General features: G+C 74.1%; 23 protein-coding genes. 8 read left to right on the forward strand and 15 right to left on the reverse strand.

Going from position 1 to position 25,899, the window contains the following annotated elements; translation table 11 throughout:
- Nucleotides 1-93: 93 nt before the first annotated feature.
- The 3 genes from tsaE to WME98_RS19070 all read right to left on the reverse strand — a co-directional run bounded on the left by tsaE (nucleotide 94) and on the right by WME98_RS19070 (nucleotide 3,935).
- Nucleotides 94-633 (reverse strand): tRNA (adenosine(37)-N6)-threonylcarbamoyltransferase complex ATPase subunit type 1 TsaE, encoded by a 540-nt coding sequence (gene tsaE / locus WME98_RS19060; RefSeq protein WP_437952562.1) that lies wholly within the window; start codon nucleotides 631-633, stop codon nucleotides 94-96.
- Between the two features lie 3 nt (nucleotides 634-636).
- A complete protein-coding gene (locus WME98_RS19065) occupies nucleotides 637-1,767 on the reverse strand; it encodes a hypothetical protein (RefSeq protein WP_437952563.1) in 1,131 nt (376 codons plus the stop codon).
- Nucleotides 1,768-1,913: 146 nt separating this feature from the next.
- Complete coding sequence (locus tag WME98_RS19070) at nucleotides 1,914-3,935, reverse strand: hypothetical protein (protein WP_437952564.1); 2,022 nt, start codon at nucleotides 3,933-3,935, stop codon at nucleotides 1,914-1,916.
- 59 nt (nucleotides 3,936-3,994) lie between these two features.
- Here WME98_RS19070 and WME98_RS19075 point away from each other — a divergent pair, with 59 nt between their 5' ends.
- The 3 genes from WME98_RS19075 to sdhB are packed head-to-tail and all read left to right on the forward strand — an operon-like array spanning nucleotide 3,995 to nucleotide 7,671.
- Complete coding sequence (locus tag WME98_RS19075; RefSeq protein WP_437334508.1) at nucleotides 3,995-4,777, forward strand: succinate dehydrogenase; 783 nt, start codon at nucleotides 3,995-3,997, stop codon at nucleotides 4,775-4,777.
- Between the two features lie 55 nt (nucleotides 4,778-4,832).
- Nucleotides 4,833-6,848 carry a succinate dehydrogenase flavoprotein subunit gene (gene sdhA / locus WME98_RS19080; RefSeq protein ID WP_437952565.1) on the forward strand — a complete coding sequence of 672 codons (2,016 nt, stop codon included), beginning with the start codon at nucleotides 4,833-4,835 and terminating at the stop codon, nucleotides 6,846-6,848.
- A 1-nt stretch (nucleotide 6,849) separates the two neighbouring features.
- The gene (gene sdhB, locus WME98_RS19085; protein ID WP_061623559.1) at nucleotides 6,850-7,671 is read left to right on the forward strand and encodes a succinate dehydrogenase iron-sulfur subunit; all 822 of its coding nucleotides are present in this window, start codon (nucleotides 6,850-6,852) and stop codon (nucleotides 7,669-7,671) included.
- Nucleotides 7,672-7,777: 106 nt separating this feature from the next.
- On the opposite strand, the gene WME98_RS19090 is transcribed toward sdhB, so the two are convergent.
- From WME98_RS19090 to WME98_RS19115, 6 genes are all read right to left on the reverse strand, one after another.
- A complete protein-coding gene (locus WME98_RS19090; protein ID WP_437952566.1) occupies nucleotides 7,778-8,350 on the reverse strand; it encodes a hypothetical protein in 573 nt (190 codons plus the stop codon).
- 94 nt (nucleotides 8,351-8,444) lie between these two features.
- Nucleotides 8,445-9,329: a branched-chain amino acid ABC transporter permease gene (locus WME98_RS19095; protein WP_061623561.1), complete on the reverse strand. Its 885-nt coding sequence runs from the start codon at nucleotides 9,327-9,329 to the stop codon at nucleotides 8,445-8,447.
- 53 nt (nucleotides 9,330-9,382) lie between these two features.
- The gene (locus tag WME98_RS19100; protein ID WP_437316386.1) at nucleotides 9,383-10,582 is read right to left on the reverse strand and encodes an ABC transporter substrate-binding protein; all 1,200 of its coding nucleotides are present in this window, start codon (nucleotides 10,580-10,582) and stop codon (nucleotides 9,383-9,385) included.
- 325 nt (nucleotides 10,583-10,907) lie between these two features.
- Nucleotides 10,908-11,657 carry a TlyA family RNA methyltransferase gene (locus WME98_RS19105; RefSeq protein WP_437334512.1) on the reverse strand — a complete coding sequence of 250 codons (750 nt, stop codon included), beginning with the start codon at nucleotides 11,655-11,657 and terminating at the stop codon, nucleotides 10,908-10,910.
- Nucleotides 11,654-12,697, reverse strand: coding sequence for an ABC transporter substrate-binding protein (locus tag WME98_RS19110; protein ID WP_437952567.1), 1,044 nt, complete (start codon nucleotides 12,695-12,697; stop codon nucleotides 11,654-11,656). The genes WME98_RS19105 and WME98_RS19110 overlap by 4 nt, the downstream gene beginning before the upstream one ends.
- Nucleotides 12,690-13,859, reverse strand: coding sequence for a trypsin-like serine peptidase (locus WME98_RS19115; protein WP_437334514.1), 1,170 nt, complete (start codon nucleotides 13,857-13,859; stop codon nucleotides 12,690-12,692). The genes WME98_RS19110 and WME98_RS19115 overlap by 8 nt, the downstream gene beginning before the upstream one ends.
- A gap of 322 nt (nucleotides 13,860-14,181) precedes the next feature.
- On the opposite strand from WME98_RS19115, the gene WME98_RS19120 reads away from it, so the two are divergent.
- The 5 genes from WME98_RS19120 (at nucleotide 14,182) to WME98_RS19140 (ending at nucleotide 20,072) form a co-directional block, all read left to right on the forward strand.
- Complete coding sequence (locus tag WME98_RS19120) at nucleotides 14,182-16,707, forward strand: DNA internalization-related competence protein ComEC/Rec2 (protein ID WP_437952568.1); 2,526 nt, start codon at nucleotides 14,182-14,184, stop codon at nucleotides 16,705-16,707.
- 14 nt (nucleotides 16,708-16,721) lie between these two features.
- On the forward strand, nucleotides 16,722-18,212 hold the full coding sequence (locus WME98_RS19125; protein WP_437952569.1) for a B12-binding domain-containing radical SAM protein: 1,491 nt from the start codon (nucleotides 16,722-16,724) through the stop codon (nucleotides 18,210-18,212).
- A 30-nt stretch (nucleotides 18,213-18,242) separates the two neighbouring features.
- Nucleotides 18,243-18,491, forward strand: coding sequence for a glutaredoxin family protein (locus WME98_RS19130; protein ID WP_437952570.1), 249 nt, complete (start codon nucleotides 18,243-18,245; stop codon nucleotides 18,489-18,491).
- 65 nt (nucleotides 18,492-18,556) lie between these two features.
- Nucleotides 18,557-19,207 carry a TlpA family protein disulfide reductase gene (locus WME98_RS19135; RefSeq protein WP_437952571.1) on the forward strand — a complete coding sequence of 217 codons (651 nt, stop codon included), beginning with the start codon at nucleotides 18,557-18,559 and terminating at the stop codon, nucleotides 19,205-19,207.
- Between the two features lie 166 nt (nucleotides 19,208-19,373).
- The gene (locus tag WME98_RS19140) at nucleotides 19,374-20,072 is read left to right on the forward strand and encodes a GbsR/MarR family transcriptional regulator (protein WP_437952572.1); all 699 of its coding nucleotides are present in this window, start codon (nucleotides 19,374-19,376) and stop codon (nucleotides 20,070-20,072) included.
- A 33-nt stretch (nucleotides 20,073-20,105) separates the two neighbouring features.
- Here the strand turns inward: WME98_RS19140 and WME98_RS19145 are convergent, their stop codons facing one another.
- The 6 genes from WME98_RS19145 to WME98_RS19170 all read right to left on the reverse strand — a co-directional run bounded on the left by WME98_RS19145 (nucleotide 20,106) and on the right by WME98_RS19170 (nucleotide 25,521).
- Entirely contained in the window at nucleotides 20,106-20,426 is a 321-nt protein-coding gene (locus tag WME98_RS19145) for a phage baseplate assembly protein V (RefSeq protein ID WP_437952573.1), read from the reverse strand.
- Nucleotides 20,427-20,601: 175 nt separating this feature from the next.
- Nucleotides 20,602-20,730 (reverse strand): hypothetical protein, encoded by a 129-nt coding sequence (locus WME98_RS19150; protein WP_437952574.1) that lies wholly within the window; start codon nucleotides 20,728-20,730, stop codon nucleotides 20,602-20,604.
- A gap of 127 nt (nucleotides 20,731-20,857) precedes the next feature.
- Nucleotides 20,858-22,618 carry a DUF2169 family type VI secretion system accessory protein gene (locus WME98_RS19155; protein ID WP_437952575.1) on the reverse strand — a complete coding sequence of 587 codons (1,761 nt, stop codon included), beginning with the start codon at nucleotides 22,616-22,618 and terminating at the stop codon, nucleotides 20,858-20,860.
- 59 nt (nucleotides 22,619-22,677) lie between these two features.
- The gene (locus WME98_RS19160) at nucleotides 22,678-23,460 is read right to left on the reverse strand and encodes an FHA domain-containing protein (protein WP_165374547.1); all 783 of its coding nucleotides are present in this window, start codon (nucleotides 23,458-23,460) and stop codon (nucleotides 22,678-22,680) included.
- A 539-nt stretch (nucleotides 23,461-23,999) separates the two neighbouring features.
- On the reverse strand, nucleotides 24,000-24,638 hold the full coding sequence (lepB, locus tag WME98_RS19165; RefSeq protein WP_437334526.1) for a signal peptidase I: 639 nt from the start codon (nucleotides 24,636-24,638) through the stop codon (nucleotides 24,000-24,002).
- 73 nt (nucleotides 24,639-24,711) lie between these two features.
- Nucleotides 24,712-25,521 (reverse strand): trypsin-like serine peptidase, encoded by an 810-nt coding sequence (locus WME98_RS19170; RefSeq protein ID WP_061623224.1) that lies wholly within the window; start codon nucleotides 25,519-25,521, stop codon nucleotides 24,712-24,714.
- Nucleotides 25,522-25,899 lie beyond the last annotated feature (378 nt).

Genomic DNA, 25,899 nt, shown 5'->3' on the forward strand with positions numbered 1-25,899 from the left:
TGCGGGTCGCCGCCGCCGAGGCGCATCGGACCCATGCGGCAGCACGTCCCCCGAACCGCTTGCCCGTGGCCACACCGCCACGATGCGCCGAGCTTACGAGCGCAGATCTCTCTCCAGCGCCGCGAGCACCTCGCCGCTCCGCGCGCCCGTCGCCCTGATCTCGGCGGCGCGGCCGGGCGCCGCGGCGTCCTCGGGGGCGATGAGGTGGATCAGGAGCGCGTCGCCGCCGAGCGCCTCCACGAACGGCTCGCCCCACTCCACCACGACGAGCGCCCCCTCCGCGCGGCGCTCGCGCAGCCCGAGCTGGGCGAGCTCCGCGGCCGCGCCGCCGGCCGCACCCTCCGCGGCCGCGTCGTCGCGCGCGCCCTCCGCGGAGGACGCGCCCCCGAGGCGGTAGGCGTCGGCGTGCGCGATCGGGACGCGGCCCTCGTGCTCGTGGACCAGCGTGAAGGTCGGGCTCGTGATCGGCAGCTCCGGCGGCACGCCGAGCGCACGGCAGAGGGCGCGGGCGAAGAACGTCTTCCCGGCGCCGAGGTCGCCGGCGAGGACCACCAGATCGCCGCCCGCGAGGCGGTCGGCGAGCGCGCGCGCGAGGCGGATGGTGCTGCGGCGGCTCGGCAGCTCGACGCGCATGCGTCAGAACCGGGCCCCGGCGCCGAGCGTCGCGCCGAGCAGGAGCAGGGAGCCGTCCCCGGTGGGGACCCACCGGAGGTTGCCGAGCTGCGCCTCGAGCTGCACCGAGGGGCTCAGCGCGAGCGCGACGTCGAGCGACGCCCCGATCACCGGGTGCACCTCGAGGTCGCCGCGGTACGTCGCGCCGCCCGGGCCCACGGCGCCCGCGCCCGACCTGAAGAACGCGCCGGCGTGCAGCGCGGGGCCGACGTGGAGCGGGAACGCGCGCCACGCGCCGCCCTCGGGCGTCCGGCTGGGCGTCAGCATCAGGCGCGCGCCGCCCTCGATCCAGCCGGCGAACGGCCCGACCAGGTTGCCGCCGCCGCCGGCGAACAGCTCGAGCCCGCGATCGCCGACCGCGTACGCCACGCGCGCCGCCCCGACCAGCGAGGCCGCGCTGCCGCTCGCGCCCGGGAGGCGCGCCGCCGCGACGGCTGTCCCGAGCGACGCGGACACGGCGAAGCGGCGCCCGCCCGAGTACGCAGGCCAGACGCGCTCCGGCCCGAGCGGGTACGCCATCTGCACCTCGTTCGCGGGCGGCGCCGGCGGCGGCGCGGGCACCGGCGGCAGCACCGTGGCGCCGCCGGCGGACGAGGGCGCGGGCGGCGCGGCGCCCGCAGGGCGCTCCCAGGGGAGCTCGCCGATGCCGACGCCCTCGGGGCGGAGGAGCACCGCCAGCATCTCCTGCGTCTGCTGGGCCGATCGGCCCCGGTCGACCTCCCGCGCGACCGACTCGACCCGGCCCGTCGAGGCGAGGTACGCGGTGAGCTCGACCCGGGCGGTCGTGACCGCAGGCTCGACGGTGCCGCTCAGGACCCAGTCCGCGCCCGTCTGCGCGCTCACGGCGCGGTACTCGTCCGTGGTGTCGGCGACGCCGTCGGCCACGCCCTTGAGCGCGGCCGCGACCGCGCCGTCCGGCACCGCGGTGTGGCCGAGGGCGGCGAGCCCGGCCGCGACCTCGGCCTGCGCGGCGCTCCGGGCGGCCTCGTCGGTGCCGCCGCGCGCGGGGAGCACCGCCACGCGGTCGGCGAGCGCGGCCGGGGCGAGCGCCGTCAGCGCGGCGGCGGCGGCACAGGAGAGGGCTCGGCGGATCATGCGGCGCCATGCTACGCCCCCCGCGGCGCCGGAGCAGCCCCAGGACGACGCGGCGGCACGCTCTCCACGCCACGCGCGAGCCCCGCACGGCGACCGGGCGCCGGCCAGGCGCGGCGGCCGCGCGCTCGTCCGGCGGCTCGCCCCGCTCATCGCGCCTTCTCGATCTCGCGGTGGCCGACCACCCGCGGCAGCACGCGCTTTCCGCCGAAGCCGGCCGCCGCCGTCGTCCAGAGCTCCACCGTCGCGCTGCTCAGGGCGCTCGCCGCCGCGAGGCGCCGCGCCTTCACCTCGGCCGGATCCTCGGTGCCTGTCTTCGGCAGCCGCTGCACGCCGGCCCACGCGAGGACGCCGGCGTCGCGCCCGAGCGCCGCCCAGAAGCTCGGCGGCGACGGGTGGGTGGCGAGCCACACCGCGAGCGCGGCCCCCGCGCCGCCCGCGCCCGGCGGAGGCTGCGCGCCGGCGGGCGCCGCGACGAACGGGAAGAGCCCCGCCGTCGCGACGAGCGACCCGGGCGGCGGCGGCACGGCCGCCTCGAAGCCGAGCGCGAGCGTCACCGCGCGCGGCGCGGCGCGGATCGCTTGCTCCGCGCACGGCGCGTCCCCGGCCAGGATGATCCCCCGGACGGCCGGCGGCCGGAGGGTGCGCGGATCGAAGGCCGCGTCGCACGGGAGCGCGAGCGCGATGCCGCGCTCGGCCAGCGCCGCCGGCGCGGCCCCGGCGCCGCCCGGCGCGGCCGCGGCCCCAGGCGCCGCGCCCCCGGCGGCGCCCGCCGGCGCGGAGGGCGCCGAGGCGGCCGCGTCCTTCCGGGCGCCGGCGTCGCCGCCCACGAGCGCCACCGGCTTCGCGCCCCGCTCCGCGAGCGCCGCGGCCAGCACCTCGATGCCTCGCGCGGGCTCCTCGCCCACGACGAACACGAACGCGCCGTCGAGCGCCGCCGGCTCCGGCGGGTGGACGAGCAGCACCGGGATCGCGTTCGCCCGCGCGAACTTCGCCACCGCGGTCGCCTGCTCGCGGTCGGAGCCGGCGATCAGCACCGCGGCGCCCTCGGCGGTGCGGCTGCTCAGCGCCTCGTCGACGCTGCCCTGGCCGCCGTCGTCGCGGCTCACGAGCCGCGCATCCGACCCCGGCCTCAGCAGCCCGAGCCCGTGCGCCACGCCGGCCGCGATCTCGACGCCCCGGCGGCGCGACTCGGACGTGCGCGTCGACAGCAGCAGGCCCACCGTGGGCGGCTCGACGCGCGCCGTCCCCGCGCCGGCCGCGAGCTCCGAGATCGCGTCGCCCTGGTTGCCGAGCAGCGCTCCGGCCCGATCGAGCAGCTCCTTCGCGAGCGCCACGTCGCGCCGCTCGCGGGCGACGATCGCGAGGCGCTCGGCGACCAGCGAGCGCAGGTCGACCTGCGGGTCCACGACCTCGCCGGCGGCCTCGCCCGCGCGCATCGCGGCGACGAGGTGCGCGATCGGCACCTTGCGCAGGAGCGCCCCGATCTGCGCCCGGATCGCGGCGCGGTCGTCGTCGTCCGCCTCGCGCAGCCACACGCCCATCAGCTCGACCGCCTGCGTCCACGCGCCCGCCTCCATCGCGGCGGTCGTGACCTCCTCGTTGAGGAGCGAGCGGACGTACGCGTCGATGACCTTGCTCACCAGCGGGCGCAGCACCCCGAAGGCCGGCTTCGGCTTGCCGGCGCGCCGGAGCGCCGCGCCGCGGAGCACGCGCGCGAGGTCCCCGGTCGCGCCCGGCCCCTCGGCCTCGACCTCGGCCGCGAGCGCCTCGGCGCGGCGGAGGTCGCCTCGCTCCAGCGCGATCCACGCGAGGTGGGCGGTCGCGACGCGCGCGAGGCCGTCGCCCGCGTGGCGGCCGCGGAAGGCGAGGAGCTCCGGCTCGAGCGCGATGCGCTCGGCGCGCGCGCCGCTCGCGAAGCGCGAGAGGATGCGGCGGAGCTCGGCCTGGGCCTCGGGCGACCCGCCGAGCGCCGGGCTGACCGCCTCGGCGCCGTCCTGCGCGCCGCAGCCGGCGCTCGCCGCGCCGAGCGCGATGAGCGCCGCGACCGCGACCGCGGGCGCACGGGCGAGGAGCGGCCGCCGTCGCCGCGCGGGGCGCCGCCCGGGCGCGCCGTCGGTCGACGCGCCGAAGGCAGCGGAAAACCGGCCAGAATTGTCGACTGCGTTCACCTTGACGTCACCCGGGGCATCCCATACACCCGCCGCGCCCGCCTTCCATCGAGGTCAGCGTGTCCGAGGCAACCCCCGCGAGATCGCTCTTCCACAAGAGCCGCCGGTCCTTTCTCCTGCGCAAGCTGCATTCTCTCACCGGCGCCCTCCCCGTGGGCGGTTTCCTGCTCTTCCACTTCTGGACGAACGCGAAGGCGCTCCAGGGGCAGGAGCGGTTCGACGCGGCGGTCTCCGAGATCTCGCACATGCCGTACCTGCCGGTGCTCGAGATCGGGCTCGTCGTGCTGCCGCTCGCGTTCCACGCCCTCTACGGGGTCAAGCTGGTGCTCGAGGGCAAGCCGAACGTCGGCAGCTACACGTTCTCGCGCAACTGGATGTACACGATGCAGCGGGTCACGGGGGTGCTCGCGTTCGCGTTCATCGGGTTCCACCTCTGGCAGTACTGGGCGCAGAAGTGGCTGGGCCGGATGGCGCCCGAGGAGTTCTACCCGCGGCTGTGCGCCGACATGGCGTCAACCGTGGGCGGCGTCCCGGTGATCGCGCTCGTCTACATCTTCGGCATCGCGGCGAGCGTGTTCCACTTCGCCAACGGCCTCTGGGGCTTCTGCTTCTCGTGGGGGGTCACCGTGTCGCGCCGGGCGCAGCGGATGGCGGCGGTGGTCTTCGGCGCGGTGGGCCTCGTGGTCTTCGTGCTCGGCGCCAACACGGTGATCTACTTCGCGACCGGCGCGCCGTTCCCCGGGACGCCGGGCCCCGCCGCCGAGGGGGCGCGCACGTGCGCGGACATCGTCGCCGGGCCCGGGCCCGGGCGCGCCTCGCTGGCCGCGCCGGCCTCGCACTGACCATCGTATCGGCCGCGCCCGGGTGGCAGCGGCGCGGGAGCATCGGGATCGAAACATGGCCGCGAAGAGCACGACGAGGAGCGAGGGGGGGAAGGTTCGGCGCGTGATCGTCGTCGGGGGCGGGCTCGCCGGCCTGATGACGGTGATCAAGCTGTGCGAGGCGAAGGTCCCGGTCGACCTGATCTCCCTCGTGCCGGTGAAGCGCTCGCACTCGGTGTGCGCGCAGGGCGGCATCAACGCCTCGGTGAACACGAAGGGCGAGGGGGACAGCCCCCAGGTGCACCTCGAGGAGACCGCCTACGGCGGCGACTTCCTCGCGAACCAGCCGCCCATCAAGGGGATGGCCGAGGCCGCGCCCGGCATCGTGCACATGCTCGATCGCATGGGCGTGCCGTTCAACCGGACGCCCGAGGGCCTGCTCGATTTCCGCCGGTTCGGCGGCACGCTGTACCACCGCACGGCGTTCGCGGGCGCGACGACGGGGCAGCAGCTGCTCTACGCGCTCGACGAGCAGGTGCGGCGGTTCGAGCTCGCCGACGTGATCGACGAGCACGGCGTGGCGATCCCGGGCGAGAAGATGGTCCGGAAGCACGAGTTCTGGGACTTCATCGAGGCGATCCTCGACGACTCCGGCACGTGCGTCGGCTGCGTCGCGCAGGACCTGAAGACGATGCAGATCCGCGCGTTCACCGGCGATGCGGTCGTGCTCGCGACGGGCGGCTGCGGCATCGTCTTCGGCCGCTCCACGCTGAGCGTCATCTGCACGGGGACGGCGGCGTCGGCGGTCTACCAGCAGGGCGCGGTGTACGCGAACGGCGAGTTCATCCAGGTGCACCCGACGGCGATCCCGGGCGCCGACAAGCTGCGGCTCATCTCGGAGAGCGCGCGCGGCGAGGGCGGCCGCGTCTGGGTGCCGAAGGACAAGACCGACGCGCGGAGCCCGCGGGACATCCCCGAGAAGGAGCGCGACTACCTCCTCGAGCGGCTGTACCCCGGCTACGGCAACCTCGTCCCGCGGGACATCGCGTCGCGCGCGATCTTCCGGACGTGCTTCCACGAGGGGCGCGGCATCTTCAACGCCGCGACGGGCCGGAACGAGAACGAGGTCTACCTCGACCTGACCCACAAGGACGAGAAGTTCCTCCGGGCGAAGCTCGCGGGCATCCTCGAGATCTACGAGAAGTTCGCGGGCACCGACCCGTACAAGAACCCGATGAAGGTCTTCCCGGCGGTCCACTACTCGATGGGCGGCCTGTGGGTCGACTACGAGGCGGACGCGCGGGGCGCGCTCAAGGTGGGGTCGCCGCGCAACCACGCGACGAGCATCCCGGGCCTCTACGCGGTGGGCGAGGTGGACTACCAGTACCACGGGGCCAACCGGCTCGGCGCCAACTCGCTGCTCTCGTGCATCTACGGCGGCATGGTGTGCGGCCCCGCGGTCGCGAGCTACCAGAAGAGCATCAAGCGGAGCGCCCTGGACCTGCCGCGCTCGATCTTCGACAAGGCCGAGAAGCGCGCCGAGGCCGACTACCAGCGCATCCTGACGCAGAACCAGGACGCCAAGCAGCCGGAGAACGCGTACCGGCTGCACCAGGAGCTCGGCGAGACGATGCTGCGCGACTGCACGATCGAGCGCGACAACGCCACGCTCGACCGGGTGCTCGAGAAGCTCGGCGAGCTCGAGGAGCGGGCGGGGCGGATCAAGAGCACGGACACGGCCCCGCGGGTGAACCAGGGGGCGCAGTTCGTGCGGCACCTCGAGAACATGCTGGTGCTCGCGCGGGTCATCGCGGAGGGGGCGCGGAACCGCGACGAGTCGCGCGGGGCGCACTACAAGCCGGAGTTCCCGGCGCGGAACGACGCCGAGTGGCAGCGCACGACGCTGGCGCGCCACGAGGAGAAGGGCGCCGTGCGGTTCATCCGCGCGTTCGACTACGCGTGCGCCGGCCAGTCGATCCACGTGACCGACGCGGTGGACACGTCGCTGGTGGCGCCGCGGGAGCGCAAGTACGAGCAGGCGGGCGCGGCGAGCGCGCAGGCGACGGGGAAGCTGTCGCAGAAGAGCGTGTAGGATGGCCAAGGCGAGCGGAGACAAGGCGAACGGGGCGGCGGCGCCGGCCGAGGCGCGGGGCGAGGGCCGGCTGGTGCACCTGCGCGTGCGGCGGCAGGACACCGCGGATCGTCCGGAGACGCGGCGCTGGGAGGAGTTCAAGGTCCCCTACCTGCCGCAGATGAACGTCATCAGCGCGCTGCAGCAGGTCCAGCGGGATCCGCGGACCGTGGACGGCAAGGAGGTGCCTCCGGTCGTCTGGGAGGCGGTGTGCCTGGAGGAGGTGTGCGGCTCGTGCACGATGGTGATCAACGGCCGTGTCCGACAGGCCTGCTCGGCGCTCATCGATCAGATCGCGCCGAAGGGCGAGGTGATCACGCTCGAGCCGATGTCCAAGTTCCCGCTGGTGCGCGACCTGCTCGTGGACCGGAGCCGGATGTTCGAGGACATGAAGCGGGTCCGCGCGTGGATCGACATCGACGGCACGCACGAGCTCGGCCCGGGTCCGCGCGAGTCGCCGGAGCGGCAGGAGGAGCGGTATCCGCTCTCCCGCTGCATGACGTGCGGCTGCTGCGTCGAGGCGTGCCCGCAGTACAATGACGGGACGAAGTTCGTCGGCGCCTTCGCGATCAACCTGGTGCGGCTCTACAACATGCACCCTTCCGGGGCGATGCACGCGGGCGAGCGCCTGGAGTCGGTGATGGGCGAGGGCGGGATCACCGATTGCGGCAAATCGCAGAACTGCGTCGAGGTGTGCCCGAAGGAGATCCCGCTCGTCGACTCGCTCGCGACGGTCGCCCGCGACACCACCAAGCGAATGCTGTTTGGGTGGTTGCTGAAGTGAGATCGCAAGCTCGTTGACCCGACGTCGCCCCTGAGCCCCTGACTCGCGATAGGCCTTCGGAGCCTGCACGGCGCGCGGCGCACGGAGCGCCGATGTCCGAGCGGGATCAGGGAAACGGCGATCCTGCCCCGAACCCGAGCCCGAGCCCGCTCCCGAACCCCAGCCCGACAGGCTCGGTCGTGGTCTGCCGCTCCAGCTTGCGGATGCGCAGCCCGAGCAGGTGCGTGACCAGCGTGCAGGTCTGGTGCGCCCGCGGCGTCACGCCGCAGCCCAGCCAGACGCCGAACGGCTCCCGCTCGCCCTCCTCGACGTAGCGGATCACCGCGCCGCTCTGCGCGACCGTGAGCCACGCGGTCGCCTCGCCCGGCAGCGACGCGTGCAGCACGCCGATCTGGCCCAGCGGGTCGTCGTTCGGGCCGATGACCCGGCCGTCCGGCTCGAGCAACGCCAGCGGCTCGGCCTCCAGGCCGAACACCCGCCCGCCGCGATCCACGTTGAGCTGGTGCTCGCCGTTCACGAGGATCTTGCCGTCGGGCAGGACGTCGACCGCGAGGTTTCCGTGCACCCAGCGCGCGCGCGGGATGTCGAGCAGCGCGCCGCCGCGGGCCCAGTTGGCCGGGGGCGCCGCGGTGCACGCCGCGAGCAGGGAGAGCGGCACGACGAGAGCGAGGCGTCGCATGCGCCGAGCATACCGCAGCGGCGCGCGGCGTTGTCGTCCGGCGCGCCACGGCGGCGCGTCGTCCGGCGCGCCACGGCAACGCGCCGGCGCAGCGCTACACCTTCTCGGTACCCGTCGTGCCGAGCAGCCCCGTCGGCTTCACGAGGAGCACCCCGATCAGCACGGCGAACACGAGGACGTCCTGCAGGCCCGAGTAGGGCGTGAGCTTCGTCATCTCGCCGATGATCCCGATCAGCATGCCCCCGAGCATCGCGCCCGTGATGTTCCCGATGCCGCCGATGACCGCCGCCACGAAGGCTCGGTTGCCGATCACCACGCCCATCGTGGGATACACCTGCGACTGATCCAGGCAGTAGAGCACCGCGCCCACCGCCGCGAGCATCGAGCCCGTGACGAAGGTCAGCGCGATGATGCGGCTCGTGCGGATGCCCATCAGCCGGGCGGCCTCGACGTTCACGCTGAGCGCGCGCATCGCCTTGCCCGTCCAGGTGCGCCGCACGAGCAGCTCCAGGCCGATCATCACGAGGATCGAGGTGACGAAGATCACCTTGCGCGTGTGCTCGATCGGCAAGAGCTGCGGATAGCCGCGGTAGCGCGCGGTGAACAGGAGCTGCGCCAGGTTCTGGAGGAGGACGCTCATCCCGAGCGCCGTGACCAGCGGCGTGATCCGGGTGTTGGCGAGGCCGCGCCCCCGGGATCGCAGCGGCGCGTAGGCTACCCGCTCGACCAGGACCCCGAGCGCGCCCGCGAACGCCATCGCGCAGAGGGTGCCGGCCACGCCCGCGAACAGCGGCGCGTCCTGGCCGCCGAACGCCGCGATCCCGAACAGCCCGGCGAAGGCGCCCATCATGAACACCTCGCTATGAGCGAAGTTGATGAGCTTGAGGATGCCGTAAACCATCGTGTAGCCGAGGGCGACGAGGGCGATCATCGACCCCTGGGCGAGCCCCGTGATCAGGGCATTCACGATCTTCTCCATGGAGACCCCTTCACCACGCGCGCGGGGTGGAGCCCGCGCGCGCGGCACGACCACTACTGCTTCGCGGACTTCTCGTTGACCGTCGCGTAGTAGGTAAACTGCTTGTCCTTGATCCGGACAATCACGACCGGCTTGTCGGCGTTGCGGTTCTCATCGATGGTGATGACCCCCGTCGCGCCCTGGAACCCCTTGGTGTCCTGGATGGCCTGCCGGATGGCGTCCGGCGTCATCTCCTTGGCGCGGCCCATGGCGTCGGCGAGCAGCCTGGCCGCGTCGTAGGCCTGGGCGGCGATGCTCGACGGCGTGCGCTTGTACCGCTCCTGGTACTTCTTCACGAACGCCTGCGAGTTGGGCCAGGGGACGTCCGGCGCGTAGTGGTTCGTGAAGTACGCGCCGTCGAGCTCCTCCGCGGCGTCGCGCAGGAGCTCGTTCGCGTCCCACCCGTCGGTGCCGACGAACATGCTGCCCGGCACGCCCGCGGCCTTGGCCTGCCGCGCGATCGGCGCCATCGAGGTGTAATAGATCGGCGCGTAGATCATCTCCGGGTTCGCCGACTTGAGCTCGTTGATGTACGTCGTGAAGTTGGTCTCCTTCTTGAGGAAGCTCTTCTCCATGACGATCTCCCCGCCTAGGCGCTTCACCTCGGCGCGGAACTCGTTGGCGAGGCCCGAGGAGTAAAGATCGTCGGAGGCGAAGAGGAGGCCGACCTTCTTCTTGCCGAGCGTGTTCACGATGAACTGCGCGCCCATCTGGCCCTGCACGTCGTCCGTGAAGCAGGCGCGGAACACGAAGGGGCCGACCTTCGTCACGTCCGGGTTCGTGGACGACGGCGAGATCATCGGCACCTTCTTCTTGTTCGCGACGATGCCGCCGGCGCGCGACCGGGACGAGGCGACCTCGCCGAGGAGGGCGAGCACGTGATCGCGGTCGATGAGCTGCAGGACCTTGTTGGTCGCCTCCTCGGGCTTCGACTTGTTGTCCTCGTAGAGGACGTTGATCGGCTTGCCCTTGACCCCGCCCGCCTTGTTGATCTCGTCGATGGCGAGGTCGATGCCCTCCTTCGAGTCGACGCCGAACGCCGTCTCCTCGCCCGAGAGGCTGAAGTAGGCGCCGACCTTCCACTCGGGGTCGTCCTTGGCGTGCTTGGCCGGGTCGCCGCCCGAGCCCTCGCTCTTCTTGCCGCACCCGAGCGCCATCGCGCTCAGCGCGAGCGCCCCGGCGATCATCCTCACCAAACCCCGTCGTCCGAGCATGCTGTCGTCCTCCCTGTCGCCGGGCCGCCTCCCGTGTGGGTCCGCCCGCCGGTGGCCATGGCCGCCCACGCAGCGGCCCCAGAGCGCGTGTACTCATCGCGTCTACCATTGTCTACGCGGCACGTCAGCTATCTCCGGCCGCGACGCGCTCGGCGCCGGCCCTCTTAAGTGTTCGATTCTCCACGGATTCCGCCGGTCGAGCCCGCCGCCGGCCCGCGCGGCGTCGGGGCTGACGCAACCGGATGCCGCGGCGCGCCGCTTGGGGCGCAGCCCACAAGCCGGCGCCCGACGCGCCTCGCGGGCCGCTGAAGCCGGCGCGGCGTGGCTAGCCGGCGCGGCGCGCGTGGACGAAGTGCTCGACGTTCCCCTTCGGCCCGCGCACGGCGCTGTCGACCGCCCCGACGACGGAGAAGCCCGCGGCCTCGATGGCCTGGCGCGCCTCGGCGATCGCCGCGAGGCGGGTCGCCTCGTCGCGGATGACGCCGCGCCCGCGGGCGGCGGCCTCGCGGCCCGCCTCGAACTGCGGCTTGATCAGCGCGACGAGATCGCCGGAGGGGCGGAGCAGGCGGGCGATCGCCTCGATGAGCCGGGAGATGCTGATGAAGGACGCGTCGACCACCACGAGATCGATGGGGCAGTCGAAGTCCTCGCGCCGGAGCTCGCGCGCGTTGACCCGATCGCGCACCTCGACGCGGGGATCGGCGCGGAGCTTGCTGGCGAGCTGGCCGTAGCCGACGTCGACCGCGAACACCCGCGCCGCGCCGCGCTGGAGCAGGCAGTCGGTGAAGCCGCCGGTCGAGGCGCCCACGTCGACGCAGGTCTTCCCGGCGACGTCGAGGCCGTGCTGCGCCGCGAACGCGGCGAGCGCATGCTCGAGCTTGTCGCCGCCGCGCGAGACGAACCGGGGGCCCGACGCGACGTGGACCTCGGCGTCCTCCGGGAGCAGCGTGCCCGGCTTGTCGATGCGACGCGGCCCGGAGGTGACCTTGCCGGCCATGATCAGCGCCTGCGCCTCGGTGCGCGAGGCGGCGAGCTTCCGGGCGACGAGCAGCGCGTCGGCGCGGACGCGGGTCACGGCGCCCCCGCCGGCGAAGGGGGGACGAGGCCCGCGCCGCCGTCCCCGGGGGCGGCCGCCGCGTCGGAGAGCGAGAGCGCGTCGCCGTGGAGCGCCCGGGCGACCTCGGCGAGCCCGTCGCCGATGCGCGGCCCCGGGCGCAGCACGGCGTCGGTGCGGAGCGGGCGCACGCGCCCCTCGCGCACGGCGCGCAGGGATCTCCAGCCGGGCGCGTCCCGGAGCACCGCCAGCCTGGGGGAACCTTGCGCGCGCGGCGGGTCGGCGCCGTCGGCGCCGTCGGCGCCGGCCGTGCCGTCGAGCAGCACGTCGGGATCCAGCGCGAGCAGGTGCTCGACGCTGATCGACGGATAGGCGCCGCCGCGGGCGATCGCGTTCTCGCCGCCGGCGAGCCGGATCAGCTCATCGGCGAAGCTGCCGGGACCCGCGGCGAAGATGGGCGAGGTGTCGAACAGCAGGGCGACCCGGACGCGCGGTCGCCCCTTCACGGCCTGCTCGACCTCCTGGCGGCGGGCGCGGATCCGGGCGATCGCCCGCTCGGCGCCGGGGGTCGCGTCGAGCCGCCGGCCGAGCTCCGCGAGCATCTCCTCGATCTGGGCGAGCGACTCGGTCTCGGGGAAGCACGTCGCGATCCCGTGCCCGCGCAGCGCCTCTTCCAGCGCCGGCCCCGCGGGGCCGCGGGCGCCGACGACGAGGGTCGGCGAGAGCGCGATGATCGCCTCGATGCTCGGGTCGGCGTAGCCGCCGACGCTGGGCAGGCGGAGCACCTCGGGCGGGTGGTCGCAGTGGCGGGAGCGGCCGACGAGCGCCGCGCCGGCCCCGATCGCGAAGACCGCCTCCGTGGTGCTGGGCGACAGGGAGACGACGCGCGCTCCGCCCTGCGCCGCCGGGGCCCGGCGCCCGCACGCCGCGAGCGCGACCGCCGCGAGCGCCGCGAGCGCGGCCCGCCGCGGGAGCGCGGCTCCCTGCGAAGACGCGGCTCCCCGCGGGAGTGCGGCGCCCCGCGCGCGGAGCGTCGACGATGAGCGCCGCCCTTCAGCCAAGCCGATCCCGGCTGCGGCGCCGCCGCAGGCTCGCCACCGCGCCCAGGCCCGCCGCGCCGAGCAGCCAGGGGACCGGCTTCGTCGGATCAGGCCTCGGCTGGACGCTGCAGGACCCGGCGGGCGCCTCGTCCTCCCCGTCCCCTTCGCCGTCGACCTCGGGCGGCGGCTCCGGGAGCTTCGCGCAGAAGCCGAGCTCGTCGTTGCAGCTGTAGCCGCTCGGGCACGTCGCGATCTCGGTGCAGGGGCGGGTGCAGTAGCCATCGAGGCACGCGTTCGTCGAGCACTGCTCCGGCTGCTCGCAGGCGCCCCCGAGCTCCGCCGAGTAGATCGGATCGGTGGGGAAGCCGGTCGCCCAGCGGGGCGCCGTGTAGCCTCCGAGGTCGGCGGCATGCAGGGTCGCTTCCTTAATCCATTCCGCCCAGCCGTACACATAGCCGTAGATCGGATACTCGCAGCCCTCGGCCCCGCGCGAGGTCACGCCGATGACCCGGTGCATCAGGTCGAGGCTGGGGCCGCCCGAGTCCCCCTCGCAGATGCCCGTGTCCCCGACCCACTCGGTCGGCTTCACCACGGACGCGGGGCAGCCGTCGGCCACGCAATCGATGAAGAGGTTGTCGCGGCGCCGCCGCAGGCCCGCGCCGGTGCTCAAGTCGTTCGTCGCGCCGAAGCCGATCGCGTAGTACTCCTCGCCCCTCTCCAGGGGCACGTCGACGCGCGGGACGAGCGGCACGGCTTCGCTCTCCGGGATGAGCTCGTCCAGGATGAGGATCGCCTGGTCGTTGCCGCAGAAGCTGTCCGCTTCCGTGCCGGGGAGCAGCACGATCTCGCTGCCGCCGTAGTAGCGCGAGGACCTGCCGATCTCCGCGTCGGTCGTCACGAAGATCCGCCGCGCCAGGTGCGTGTCCGTGAACTTGGTGCTCCGGCAGGTGATCTGGCCGTCCCGCTCATTGGCCATGTCCGATACGCAGTGCCGGGCCGTCAGCACCACGTTCGGGGCGATCAGGCTGCCGGTGCAGATCGCGCCGATCTCATCGTTGTAGATGCCCACGACGGCCCTGTCGCCGTCGTCCAGGTAACCGTCCTGGATGGCGTCGCGCGCCTCTCCGGTGTCATCAGGGAGCTCCTCCAGGGCCGAGCTGCACGCCGTAGCAGCGAGTCCCAAGGCAAGAATCAAGGCGACTCTGGGCGACCAAAACGACATCGCTAGCCTCCAAGTACTGCAATGTAGGTGCGAGCCGTGAGGCGACGCGCCGAGCCGATGATTCTAGAGGGGAATGTGCGGTCATGCACGCGCGCCACGCGCGTTGAACGACTCGTCTCGTTGCATGCACTACATCAAGAGACCGTCCCAGAGCCCTTGCAGGCTCGTCAGGGTACCGGCGTCCCCCGGATCCGCCATGGCGGCGCCAGGGACCTGGCGGCCGGATCCACCGTGAAAAGCCGCGGAAACGGGCGCGGCCCGGGTGTTGCGGGGCGGTGCGGCCGTGATCGATCCGGTCCTGCTCTTCGGGCTCGCGCTCGCCGCGGGCGCCCCGCTCGCCCTCTCCCCGATCCCCACCGCGCTCGGCGCGGCGCTCGCCGCGGCGGCGCTCCGCCGCCGGGCCGGCCGCGCGGCGCTCGCCGCCGCCGCGGTCGCGCTCGCCGTCAGCGGCCTCCGCGCCCGCGCGCTGCTCGACGGCGCGAGCGGCCTCTACGACGGCGCCGCCGATCTGCTGCATCCGCCGGCGCGCTGCGAGGTGACGGCCGCGGTCGTCGGCTCGCCGGTCGTGGTCGGGACGGCGCAGCGGCGCTCCGACGAGCCCGGCGAGGCGCCGAGCGCGCGCGTCGACGTGGAGCTCACCGGCGGGACGTGCGGCGGGCGAGCGCTGCCGGGACCGCTCCGGGCGCGCCTCTATGGAGCGCCGCTGGAGCTCGCGCGGGGCGACCGGATCGAGGTCGTCGTCGACCTCGCGCCGATCCACCTCTTCCGCAACGAGGGGCTCCGGGACGCGACCGCCGCGATCGCGCGGAGCGGGATCGTCGCGAGCGGGACGATCGTCGACGCGCGGCGGACGCTGGCGGGGCGCTCGATCGGGGCGGCGGTCGACCGCGCGCGGGCCGCGGTGCGGGCGCGCATCGAGGCCACGTTCCACCCCGACGCGGCCGCGCTCGGGCGCGCGCTCGTGCTCGGCGAGACCGACCTCACGCCCGAGGACCAGGACGCCTTCCGCGAGAGCGGCCTCGCCCACCTGCTCGCGGTCTCGGGGACGCACCTGATCCTCGCGGTGGCGGGCTTCGCCGCGGTCCTTCGGGCGATCCTCGTCCGCGTCGGCCCGATCGCGGCGCGGTGGGACGCGGGCCGCATCACCGCCGCGCTGTGCGTGCCGGCCGCGTGGCTCTACGCCGACTTCGCCGGCGGCGGCGGATCGGCCATGCGCGCGGCGGCGATGCTCAGCTGCGCCATGGGCGCCCGGCTCCTCGGCCTCCGCCCGGTGGGCGTCCGCAACTTCGCCCTCTCGCTCGCGGGCGCCGCCGCCGTCGATCCGCTGATCGCGTGCGATCTCTCGTTCGGCCTCTCCGCGGCCGCGACCGCCGGGCTGCTCTGGCTGCAGCGGCCGCTCGCCGCGCTGCTCGTCCCCGGAGCGCGAGGGCGCGAGGACGGCGACGGCGGCGGCGGCGTGGAGCGCGCGCCGCTCGACGCGTCGCCGCGCGCGCTCGCGCGCAAGGTCCTCGAGCCGCTGGCGACGACGCTCGCCGCCATGTTCGGGTGTACGCCGCTGCTGCTCATGAACGGCGAGACGTTCCCGCTGCTCGGCGTGGCGGCGAACGTGGTCGCCGCGCCGATCGGCGAGCTGGCGGCGCTCCCGTTCTGCCTCGCGCACGCCGTGCTCTCGTGGGCGCCGCCGGTCGAGCGCGGGTGCGCGCTCGTCGGCTCGGGCGCGCTGCTCGCCGTGCGCGCCGTCGCCCGCGCCTCGGCGGAGACCGGCGTGGTGCTGCGCCTGCCCGAGCCGTCGCCCGCCCAGCTGGCCGCGCTCGCCGCCGCGGTCGCGCTCGCGTGGGCCGCGGAGCGCCGCGGCCGCCGGCTCGCCGCGCTCGCGGCCGGCGCCGCCGCGTGGCTCGCGCTCGAGGTCGTCGCCGTGCGCGCCGGCGCGCCGCGCGGCGTGCTGCGCGTCAACGTCCTCGACGTGGGGCAGGGCGACGCCATCCTCATCGACCTGCCCGAGGGCGGCGCGATGCTCGTCGACGCGGGCGGCTTCGTGGGCAGCCCGGTCGATCCGGGGGCGCGCGTCATCCGGCCGCTCTTGCGATCGCGCCGCCGCGCGCGCCTCGACGCGATCGTCCTGTCGCACCCGCACCCGGACCACTTCGGCGGCCTGCCCGCCGTGGTCGAGGGCGTGGAGGTCGGCGAGCTCTGGGACACCGGCCAGGGCGAGGCCGAGGGCGCGGGCCCGGTCTACGCCAGGCTGCTCGCGGACCTGCGCCGGCGCGGCGTGCCCGTCGTGCGGCCCGCCTCGCTGTGCGGCAGGCCGCGGGTGCTCTCGGGGGCGACGATCGAGGTGCTCGCGCCGTGCCCCGAGCTCCACCCCGACCGGGGCGCCAACGACAACTCGTTCGTCCTGCGCATCACCTACGGGGCTCGCTCCGCGCTGCTCGTGGGGGACGCGGAGCACGAGGCCGAGGACGCGCTCGTCTCGCGCCACGGCGCCGCGCTCCGCGCCGATCTGCTCAAGGTGGGGCACCACGGCAGCCGGACCTCGACCGGCGCGGCGCTCCTCGCGGCCGTCGACCCCTCGGTCGCCGCCGTCTCCTGCGGCGTCCGCAACCGCTTCGGGCACCCGAGCCCCGAGGTGCTCTCCCGCCTGTCGGCCCGCGGCGTGGCGATCGCGCGCATGGACCGCGGCGGCGCCCTGGTCTGGGAGACCGACGGCGAGCGCGTGCTCTGGTCCCGCCCGGGCCGGCCGCCGAGCCCGGCCCCGGGCTCCGGACCGCGCCGTTCGCCGCCCGTGTCCTTGCGCCTGGACGCCCCCTGAGGGACGCTCCGGCGATGTCTCGTAGCGCGATGACGACCACGATCCGCCGCCGGCTCGCGAGCGAGATCGGTCGTATCGACAAGCAGGCGCCCTTCCGCGTCGCGCTGTCTTACCCATCCCCGTACCGGGCTGGCATGAGCTCGCTCGGCTTTCTCCAGATCTACAAGCTGATCCAGGCCGAGCCCGGGATGGCGTGCGAGCGCGCCTTCCTGCCGGACGACGAGGGCGTGAGCGCCGAGGGCGCTCCGGTCACGTACGAGGGGCTCCGCCCCCTCTCCGACTTTCCGGTCATCGCGCTCTCGGTGGCGTACGAGCTCGAGCTCGCCGGGGTCGTCCGCCTGCTCGAGCTCGCCGGGCTGCCGGCGCTCCGGGAGGAGCGCGACGGCCGCCACCCGTTCGTCCTCGCGGGCGGTCCGCTCACGTTCTCCAACCCGCTGCCGCTCGCGCCCTTCGCCGACGCGATCCTCATGGGCGAGGCCGACACGCTGGCCGTGGAGGTGCTCCGCCTGCTGCGGGACGCCCCCTCGCGGGAGGCGGCGCTCGACGCGCTGGCGGGCGTCCCCCACGTCTTCGTCCCCGCGCGCCACGGCGCGGACATGCCCCCGGTCGCCCAGTGCGACGACGCGCTGCTGCCCGCCTGGTCGCCGATCCGCGCCGAGGAAACCGAGCTCTCGAACATGTTCCTCATCGAGGCCGAGCGGGGCTGCTCGCGCGGGTGCACCTACTGCGTGATGCGCCGCTCGACCAACGGCGGCATGCGCATCGTCCCGAAGGACCGCCTCCTCGGGCTCATCCCCGAGGACGCGAGGCGCGTCGGCCTCGTCGGCGCCGCGGTCAGCGATCACCCGAAGATCGTCGAGGTGGTCCGGACGCTCGCCGAGCGGGGCTGCGAGGTCGGGCTGAGCAGCCTCCGGCCGGACCGGCTGACCGACGAGTTCGTCGGCGCGCTGCGGCTCGCGGGCTACAAGACGCTCACGACGGCGATGGACGGCACGAGCGAGCGCGTCCGCGAGACGCTGGAGCGGCGCGCGCGGCCGAGGCACCTCCAGCGGGCGGCCGAGCTCGCGCGGCAGCACGGGATGAACCGGCTCAAGCTGTATTTGATGGTCGGCGTCCCCGGCGAGACCGACGCCGACGTCGACGAGTGCGTCGCGTTCGTCACGGAGCTCTCCCGGATCGTGCCGGTCGCGCTCGGGATCGCGCCCTTCTGCCCGAAGCGCAACACGCCGCTCCACGGCGCGCGCTTCGCGGGGATCGACGTCGTGAACAAGCGGCTCGACCGGCTCCGCCGCGGGCTGCGCGGCCGCGCCGACGTGCGGGCCACGAGCGCGCGCTGGGCGTGGGTCGAGGCGGTGCTCGCCGCCGGCGGCGAGGCCGAGGGGCGCGCGGTGCTGCAGGCGGTGCACGCGGGCGGCTCGTTCCGCGATTACGAGCGCGCGTTCGAGAGGATCAAGCGCCCGGAGCCGCCGCGTCAAAAGAGCTTGCCGCTGCTCGCGGCGGGGTGAGCGAGGGGACCGCGCGTCCCGGAGGAGCGGATGAAGACGGTGACGCTGTTCACGCGCGAGCGCTGCCACCTGTGCGAGGACGCCCATGCCGCGCTCGAGCGCGTGCGCGCCCGCCTCCCGTTCGAGCTCGCCGTTGTCGACCTGGACCGCGAGGCCGGGCCGGAGAAGCGGGCGCTGTACGACTGGGAGGTCCCCGTCGTCGAGCTGGATGGGCGGAAGATCATGAAATACCGCGTCGACGAGGGGCGGCTCGAGCGGCTGCTCTCCGGGCCGGAGTGATCTTCGCGGCGCCGGGACGCTTCGCCTGCTTTCGCCCCGCGCCGCGCTAGGCTATGCCCACTCCCGTGAAGTGGACGACCATCGCGCAGATCCTCTTCATCCTCGTCGCGGCCGTCGCCGTGTACGGCTTCGTGCACGCGGCGCAGAACGACCAGCGCTCCACGGGCTGCAAGGCCATGTGCGCGCTGCGCCCCGCGTACGCTGGCCGCAACCGGCTCGCGCCGGACTTCGAGCTGCCGGACATGAACGGCAAGCCGGTCCGGCTCTCGTCGTTCCGGGGCAAGACGGTCTTCTTGAACTTCTGGACCAAGACCTGCGCGCCGTGCCTGCAGGAGATGCCGGCGCTCGCGGAGCTCGGCAAGATCGCCCAGTCGCGGAAGGACTTCGTCGTCCTCACGATCTCGACCGACGAGGGGCCGGACGACGTGCGGGACGCGCTCAAGGTGGCCCTGAACGGGGATCCGCCGTTCCCGGTCCTCTTCGATCCCGAGTCCAAGGTCGTGCTGGACCAGTACGGCACGCAGCTCTACCCGGAGACGTGGATCATCGATCCGAACGGGATCATCCGGGCCCGCTTCGACGGGGCGCGGGACTGGTCGAGCAGCCTGGCCATCGACGTGGGCGAGATGGTCTCGCGCTGGGGCGGGTGCCCGGTCGAGATCTACAAGGGCCAGCCGCGCGGCGGCTTCGCCGGCCTCTGCACCGACGACTCCTGAGCGGGGTCCGGCGCGGCACCGGAGAGGGGCGCGGGGAGGCGCGCGGCGGGTGCGCCGCGGGCGTGCAGGGGCGCGCTCCGGCCGCGGAGGGAGGAGCGCGCCGGGAGCGCGGGGCGCGCTGGCCGCTTGGCGCTTTCCCGAAAGATCGTTATGTGAGTCACCCATCATGACCGCCCGCAGGCCGACGTTGTCGACAGCGCACCCGCCGCAGCCGCCCGCAGCGGGCGAAGGGGGCGACGGGTCAGCCTCGGACGAGCGGGTCGCGGCCGCGCGGCAGGCGTTGCTCGAGGGGGTCGGCGCCGAGATCGCCGCCTCGTTCCCCGGCATCACGCGGCTCGGGGGGCAGGTCGTCGCGGCCCTCTACCTGGCGGACGTGCCGCGCTCGATGGATGAGCTCAGCCAGGAGCTCGGCCGCTCCAAGAGCAACATCTTCGCGAACCTGCGCGGCCTCGAGGCGGCCGGGATCATCGAGCGCCGGCGGGAGTCGGGGGCGCGGCACGACTCGTTCGCGCTGCGCGGCAAGTACCCCGACGTCATCGTCGGCGCCTACCTCGGCCGCCTGCGCCGCGTGGTGCAGGACAAGCGCGCGCTCGCGCGGCGCGCGCTCGCGCTGCTCGGCGACGCCGAGGGCCCGGAGGCCGACGCGATGCGCGCGCGGCTCGACGACCTGTCGCGCAAGTACGACCTGTTCGCCGAGCTGATGGAGCAGCTCTTGCCGTCGATCGACGGCCCCGTCGATCTCGAGCGGCTGATCGCGCAGGTGCCCGAGGCGGTGGTCCGCTCCCTCAACGCGGCCGCCCGCGTCGCCTGGGCCGCCGGCGACGCGATCAGCCGCCTCAGCAGCCGCGCCAGCCGCAAGCGCTGAACGGCGCTCAGCGGCACAGGGGCGGAGGCGCCGTCAGCCCCGCGGCGGGCAGTCCCTCATCTCGATGAGGATGCCGGTCGACGTCTCGATCCGGTGCATCAGGTTCACCTCCCGGGTCACCGGCGACGGCGTGATCGGGTTGGGCGCGGCGCCCACGATCATCGGCCGATCGGGGTCTCCGTCCACGAAGACCAGGAGCACCTCGATCCCGGGCTTGAGCGGGAAGTGGATGCCGTAGTTCGGCCCGGCGTGCGGCTGGATCATCCGTACGAGCCGCGACGGAAACGCGCGCGAGGCGGGCTCCCCCGCGTCGAAATGGAAGCGCACCCGGTAGCGCCCCTGCTCGTCGCTCAAGAGCTACTCGCGCTGTTCGCACCGCCCAACTCCGCATCCGAGCTCGAGTCGGAGATGTGTTTCCGCATTGTAGAGCGCGCTCAAGCTCGGGCACGACGGATATCGTCGATCTGTTCGATCCAGATGGTAGAATGCAAAACTTCTTGTCCCAATAGACCGTGGTCGAGTCCGCGCATCAGCCGAGGTGGATCTCCTTCCCGTTGATCGTCATGGTCTCCTCGGTCAGCACCGTCAGCGCCGGCCCCAGGTACTCCTCGGCGCGCACGGACGCGGCGCGCTCCCGGACCACGGCTCCCTCCGACATGATGGTCCCTCCAACCTCGTCGCGTTGCTGGCCGGAGCTGCCCCGCAGGGGCGCACGCGGGCGGGAAGATCGTGGCCTGATCTTCCCGTCTCGATGTTGAGCTCCGGCCAGCACCCCTCTCTCCGGCTCAGTCCTTGCGGAAGCGCTTGTACAGGCTGCCGAGGAGGCTGGGCCGCCCTTGCTTCGGCGCGGGCGGTTCCGGGACGGGCGCGCGCGGCTCGGGCGAACGCTCGACCTCGGCACCGCGCTCGGGTGTGGGCGACGGCGCGGCGGTAAGCGCAGGCGCAGGCGCGGCGACCTGCGCAGGCGCGGCCTCCGGCGCCGGCGGCGACGCGAGATCCTGCGCGGGCGCGGCATTCGGCGCAGGCGCAGGCGCAGGCGCAGGCGCGGCGTCCTGCGCGGGCGCGGGCGGTGACGCGAGATCCTGCGCGGGCGCGGCATCCAGCGCAGGCGCGGCGTCCGGCTCGCGCAGCTCGACCGTGCCCTCCAGCGGCGACGCGGGCACGGGGATCGCCGCCGCGCGGCCCGCCGACCACGGCGCGCCCGGGGGCTCGCCGCTCTCCCGCTCGCCGCGCACGCCCGCAGGCGCGATCGGAAACGGCGCGTGCACCGCGTCGTTACCCTCGCCTCGGAGCCGCGCGGGGGGCGGCAGCGCGGCGCGCGCCTCGCGGGACCGCGCCTCGCTCCCCGTCGGTGGCAGCGTGTCGTCGAGCGGGAACGTGCCCGCCAGCGGGTGCGTGCCCTCCAGCGGATGCGCCCGCCCGGCCGCGACGCTCTCCGGCGCCTCGACGAAGTCCTCGTCGTCGAGGGTCACCGTCGTGCTCCAGTCCGTCAGCTTCATGGTCTCCGGCGCCGCCTCCGCGAGCGGCGCCCTGGCGAGCACCTCGGCGAGGTCCGGCCACGGCACCGGCTCGCCGCCGGCCTCCACGCCCACCGCCACGCGCAGCGCCGAGAGCGCCTCCTCCGAGGCCACCTGGAAGCTCCCGCGGAAGACCACCGCGCACCGCTCGGCGTCGGCGTGCACGATCAGCGTGTCGCCCGCGAGCGACAGCCACCGCTGCACGCCGTTCGGCAGGTAGATCGTCGCGAGCGCCCGCAGCGCCGGCAGGCGCGTGGCCAGCGCCGGGTGATGCGGGCTCAGGCCCTCCAGCACGATCTGCTCGCCGCCGAGCACCCGGTCGAAGCGCTGATCCAGCGGCGCCGACTGGAAGTACGACCAGTCGAAATCCTCCGGGATCGACGCGGCCCCCTCCAGCTCGCTGCGCGCGAGCCCGCGGAGCAGGCGCGCCCGGGCCGGCGCGATCGGCGGGATCGGCCCGAGGCCGATCGGCGCGCGCTCCCCGTCCGGCGGCAGCACGTTGGGCAGCGACATCTTGCCGTCCGGGTCCGCGAGCGCGCCGACGCCGAACGGGTTCTCCGGCACGTCGACGCCGCCCCAGGCGCGCTGGTACTCGATCGGCATCTTCACGAACGGCTCCGGCTCGGGCTCGGGCGACGCCGCGGAGGCCGCTCGATCGCCGACGACCTCGAGGCGCTTGTCGACCAGCGCCGCCGCCCCGCGCACGATCGCGAGCCGCACCGGCATCCGCCGGACCGGCACCCCGCCCGGCGCCCACGCGTGCCCCGTGAGCACCACCTCGGCGCGCTCCAGCCAGGGCGCGAGATCGCTCGCGGCGAGGAGCGGCTTCATCGGGTGGCCGCGCACGTAGACCTCGCTCCGGATCACCTCCATCGGCTCGATCCGCCGCGCCTCGCCGCCCGGCACCATCGCGAAGGTGGCCTTCGCGACGAGCGTCACGTGGAGCTGACCGCGGCTGCGCCACAGCCTCGCGCCCGCGGCGACCGGTCCGGCGCGGAGGACGTCGAGCGGCCAGCGAGCGGCGGTCATGGGCGATCGCTCCTCCGGCGGAGATCGCGCCGGCTCGGCCGCGCGCGGCCGGTCGGCGCTCAGTTGGTGTTGAGCTCGACGCGCAGCAGCTTGCGGCCGATGAAGAGGTAGTCGCCGTGGGCGAGCTCGCGCTCGCTCTTGATCCGCACGTAGGTCCCGTTGCGGCTGTTGAGATCGGTGAGCGTGAACTTGCCGTTGTGCTCCTCGAGGCGGCAGTGCGAGCCCGACATGTACAGGTCGACGGGGAAGTTCAGGTCGCCGCCCTCGCGCCCGATCTGCAGCGAGCTGCCGCGCGCGCACACGGTCATGCCGACCGCGCCGCCCTGGAGCACCTGGGTGAGGCGGAACGGGCTCGGGTGCTTGGGCGAGGAGTAGAAGAAGGTCCCGTCCGGATCCTGGCCGTCGGAGGCGCGCGGCGTCGGATCGAGCCGGAAGAGCTGCTCGCCCGCGAGGAACGTGTCGCCCGGCGTGATGTCGATCGTGCCGCGCACGCGGATGTACACGCCGTTCAGCGAGCCCTCGTCGCGCACGACCAGCTTGCCGTCGCGGTAGAAGAAGTTCGCGTGCTTCGGCGAGACGAACGGATCGTCCGGGAAGACGAGCTGCCCGTTGCGGCCGACGATGTGCTGCTCGGCCTTCAGGTGGAAGGAGAGGCCGTCCATGCCCTCGCCGCGGATGAGGATCAGCTTCGCCTTCGCCGGGTTCTGCATGTCCCCGAAGAACAGCGTCTGCGCGTTGAGGATCTCGGGCGGGACCGCCGTTCCGCACCTCCCGCAGAACTTGTGGCCCGAGGGAACACCGCTCGAGCAGGAACGGCAGACGTAGTTACGGGCTTGCTCCATCAGCTCCTCCTGGGAGAGTTCGGCAAATTCGCTCTTGGACGAGGTGGTCTTGGGGCTCCGCCCCGCGCCGCGCGAGCTCGTCGGGTCGAGCCGGGGCTCCCTCGCGCCCAGGCTGCCGGCGGCGGGCGTCGGAGAGCGACGGGCCGACGCGGCCGGCGCGTTCCCCCGGCGCGGCGTGAACAGGGCCAAGTCGTTCGCGCACTCAGGACAACGCGCGGTGCCCATCGGGCTCCACAGGTCGCACTGGCCACAGACGATGCCAATCTCGTGCTGCTCGGTGTGCAAACGTCTCCTCGGTGCATTGGAGGACCGCGGACCGCGGTTCTCCGACCCGCGCCAGCAGAAGGCCGCCTGGGCGGACCTCCGACCGATGAAGCGAGCCCGGGGGCGGAGGACCCTGCCCGCTGCTCGCGCTGGATCCCCGACCCGGGTGGAGAGAACCACGGTTCTAGACGTCGAAGAGCGGAGGGGTCAAGCACGAGCTGACGCGGGCCGTCGACGCTGCCGTGGCCGCCGGCCTGACGTGGCCGCTGGCGCTGTCAGCGCACGAAGGTGAAGCGGCGCTGGTCGTCGCTCCAGCCCCCGGCGCCCCAGAGCCGGAACACGATCCGCTGGCTGCACGCCGCGCGCGGCTGGAGGCCGAAATCGCGCGAGTCGTCGTGGTAGCTCCGGTTGTCGCTCAGCAGGAAGACCGTGTCGGGACGCACCTCCACGCGGTGGCGGCGCTCGAGCGGCGGCCTGCGGCCCGTCGCCCGCAGGTGGAGGCCGGGGCCCATCCTCACCATGTCGCACGCGACCTGGACCGTGTCGTTCGTGGCGGGATCGACGATGCTCAGCTTCGGCTCGGTGCAGGCGACCTCGGCCTCGTAGCGCTGCCCGTTCACGACCAGGGCGCTGTGGTCGACCTCGACCGTGTCGCCCGGCACGCCCGCGATCCGGCCGACGATGTGGCTGCCGGGGACCTCGGGGTCCGGGCACCGCACCAGCTCGCCGAAGCCGGGCGTGCCCCGCGTCAGCACGACGACCACATCGCCCGGGGCGAGGCTCGGCGCGATCGAGGCGCCGAGGCTCGGGTCGTCCGGCACCGCCCACACGTCGAGGACGAGCGCGCGGAGCACGACGCCGATCACCAGCAAGGTTCCGACGATCCAGAGCAGCCCGTTGAACAGCTTCCGCATGGCGGCCCCGCAGCCTAGCGCAGCGGCGGCCGCGGGCGGCGAGCAACGCGGGCCCGCGGACGCCGCGCCGCCGTCAACGCAGGCAGCTCCGGTACGGCGGCAGCTCGCTCGGGCTCGCGCCCGCCGCGATCTCGCGGGCCGCGGAGAAGAGCTCGGGCCACACGTCGAGGCGGCTGAAGTACGAGGTGCCGGTCGTGTGCTCGTCGCCGTCCATCACGCTCGACGAGATCACGCCGACGACGTCGCCCCACGCGTCGCTCCGCGCGGGCCCCCCCGAGTCCCCCGGGCAGATCGAGGCGGTCGCGACGAAGTGCCCCGGGGCCAGCCGGTCGATCGTGCCGCCCAGCCGCGGCACGAGGTGGATCGGATCGCGCGAGAGCGCGCAGCGGCCGAAGCCGTACGGGGTCACCGTCTCCTTGAGCGCGGGCTCGCCCTCGATCCGCGGCGCGAGGGTCGGGATCCCGATCAGGCGGCGCGACAGCACCAGGATCGCGATGTCGCCCTCGCCCGACGTGTACCCGCAGTCCGGCGACACCACCGCGCGGACCGTCACGTCGCCCCACGGCAGGTGGTCGCCCCCGAGCTCGATCGAGATGGCCTCGGGCTCCTGATCGCGGCGCAGCGTCCTGCCGTTCTCGTCGCGCGCCGCGACGCAGTGGTGCGCGGTGAGCACCAGGTCCTCGGTGATGAGCGTCCCCGTGCAGGTCACGTCGGTGACGATCCGGACGATCGCGTCCTCGTTCGTCGCCAGCTCGAACGGCGGCCGCAGCTGGACCGGGCGCTGCTCCTGGCCCGGCTTCGCGGCGGGGATCGCCAGCCCTGCGTTGGTGATCGGCGGCGCGCAGCCCGCGGCGGCGGTGAGGCCGAGCGCTGCAGCGACCACGACGGCGCGTCGGTACAACCCTGTCGATGCAGTCGCCAGGGCGCCCAGCGTGCGAGCTTGCGGCTGTTCCACCTGAGGGAGACCCTCCCAAGCGCAACCGGTTGTTCAATCGGACAGCGCCCCCGGTGTGGACGCGCCGAGCAAGACCCAAGGCTACGACAGAAGGCGGTGACCGTCATTCGACAACGACAGGGTTTCCAAGCTTGGATACGACCCTGACGATCGGCGACCCCGCCGCGGGCGCCCTCGCCGCGCTCGCGCCCCCGCGCTGTCCCATGGACCGCCTGACGAACTCCCCTCCTGTCCAGCCAGATCGAAGAGATTGGCCCTGAGCAGATTTCTTCCGATGCGCGCGCACGATCTCGGCGCCTCGATCGT

The sequence above is a fragment of the Sorangium sp. So ce296 genome (assembly GCF_051529605.1).
Lineage (GTDB): Bacteria > Myxococcota_A > Polyangia > Polyangiales > Polyangiaceae > Sorangium > Sorangium cellulosum_D.

What these genes read in the sequence shown, in the direction of transcription:
- tsaE (WP_437952562.1), bottom strand. Translation starts at nt 633, where the DNA reads ATGCGCGTCGAGCTGCCGAGCCGCCGCAGCACCATCCGCCTCGCGCGC.
- WME98_RS19065 (WP_437952563.1), bottom strand. Translation starts at nt 1,767, where the DNA reads ATGATCCGCCGAGCCCTCTCCTGTGCCGCCGCCGCCGCGCTGACGGCG.
- sdhA (WP_437952565.1), top strand. Translation starts at nt 4,833, where the DNA reads ATGGCCGCGAAGAGCACGACGAGGAGCGAGGGGGGGAAGGTTCGGCGC.
- sdhB (WP_061623559.1), top strand. Translation starts at nt 6,850, where the DNA reads ATGGCCAAGGCGAGCGGAGACAAGGCGAACGGGGCGGCGGCGCCGGCC.
- WME98_RS19090 (WP_437952566.1), bottom strand. Translation starts at nt 8,350, where the DNA reads ATGCGACGCCTCGCTCTCGTCGTGCCGCTCTCCCTGCTCGCGGCGTGC.
- WME98_RS19095 (WP_061623561.1), bottom strand. Translation starts at nt 9,329, where the DNA reads ATGGAGAAGATCGTGAATGCCCTGATCACGGGGCTCGCCCAGGGGTCG.
- WME98_RS19100 (WP_437316386.1), bottom strand. Translation starts at nt 10,582, where the DNA reads ATGCTCGGACGACGGGGTTTGGTGAGGATGATCGCCGGGGCGCTCGCG.
- WME98_RS19125 (WP_437952569.1), top strand. Translation starts at nt 16,722, where the DNA reads ATGTCTCGTAGCGCGATGACGACCACGATCCGCCGCCGGCTCGCGAGC.
- WME98_RS19130 (WP_437952570.1), top strand. Translation starts at nt 18,243, where the DNA reads ATGAAGACGGTGACGCTGTTCACGCGCGAGCGCTGCCACCTGTGCGAG.
- WME98_RS19140 (WP_437952572.1), top strand. Translation starts at nt 19,374, where the DNA reads ATGACCGCCCGCAGGCCGACGTTGTCGACAGCGCACCCGCCGCAGCCG.
- WME98_RS19150 (WP_437952574.1), bottom strand. Translation starts at nt 20,730, where the DNA reads ATGTCGGAGGGAGCCGTGGTCCGGGAGCGCGCCGCGTCCGTGCGCGCC.
- WME98_RS19155 (WP_437952575.1), bottom strand. Translation starts at nt 22,618, where the DNA reads ATGACCGCCGCTCGCTGGCCGCTCGACGTCCTCCGCGCCGGACCGGTC.
- WME98_RS19160 (WP_165374547.1), bottom strand. Translation starts at nt 23,460, where the DNA reads ATGGAGCAAGCCCGTAACTACGTCTGCCGTTCCTGCTCGAGCGGTGTT.
- lepB (WP_437334526.1), bottom strand. Translation starts at nt 24,638, where the DNA reads ATGCGGAAGCTGTTCAACGGGCTGCTCTGGATCGTCGGAACCTTGCTG.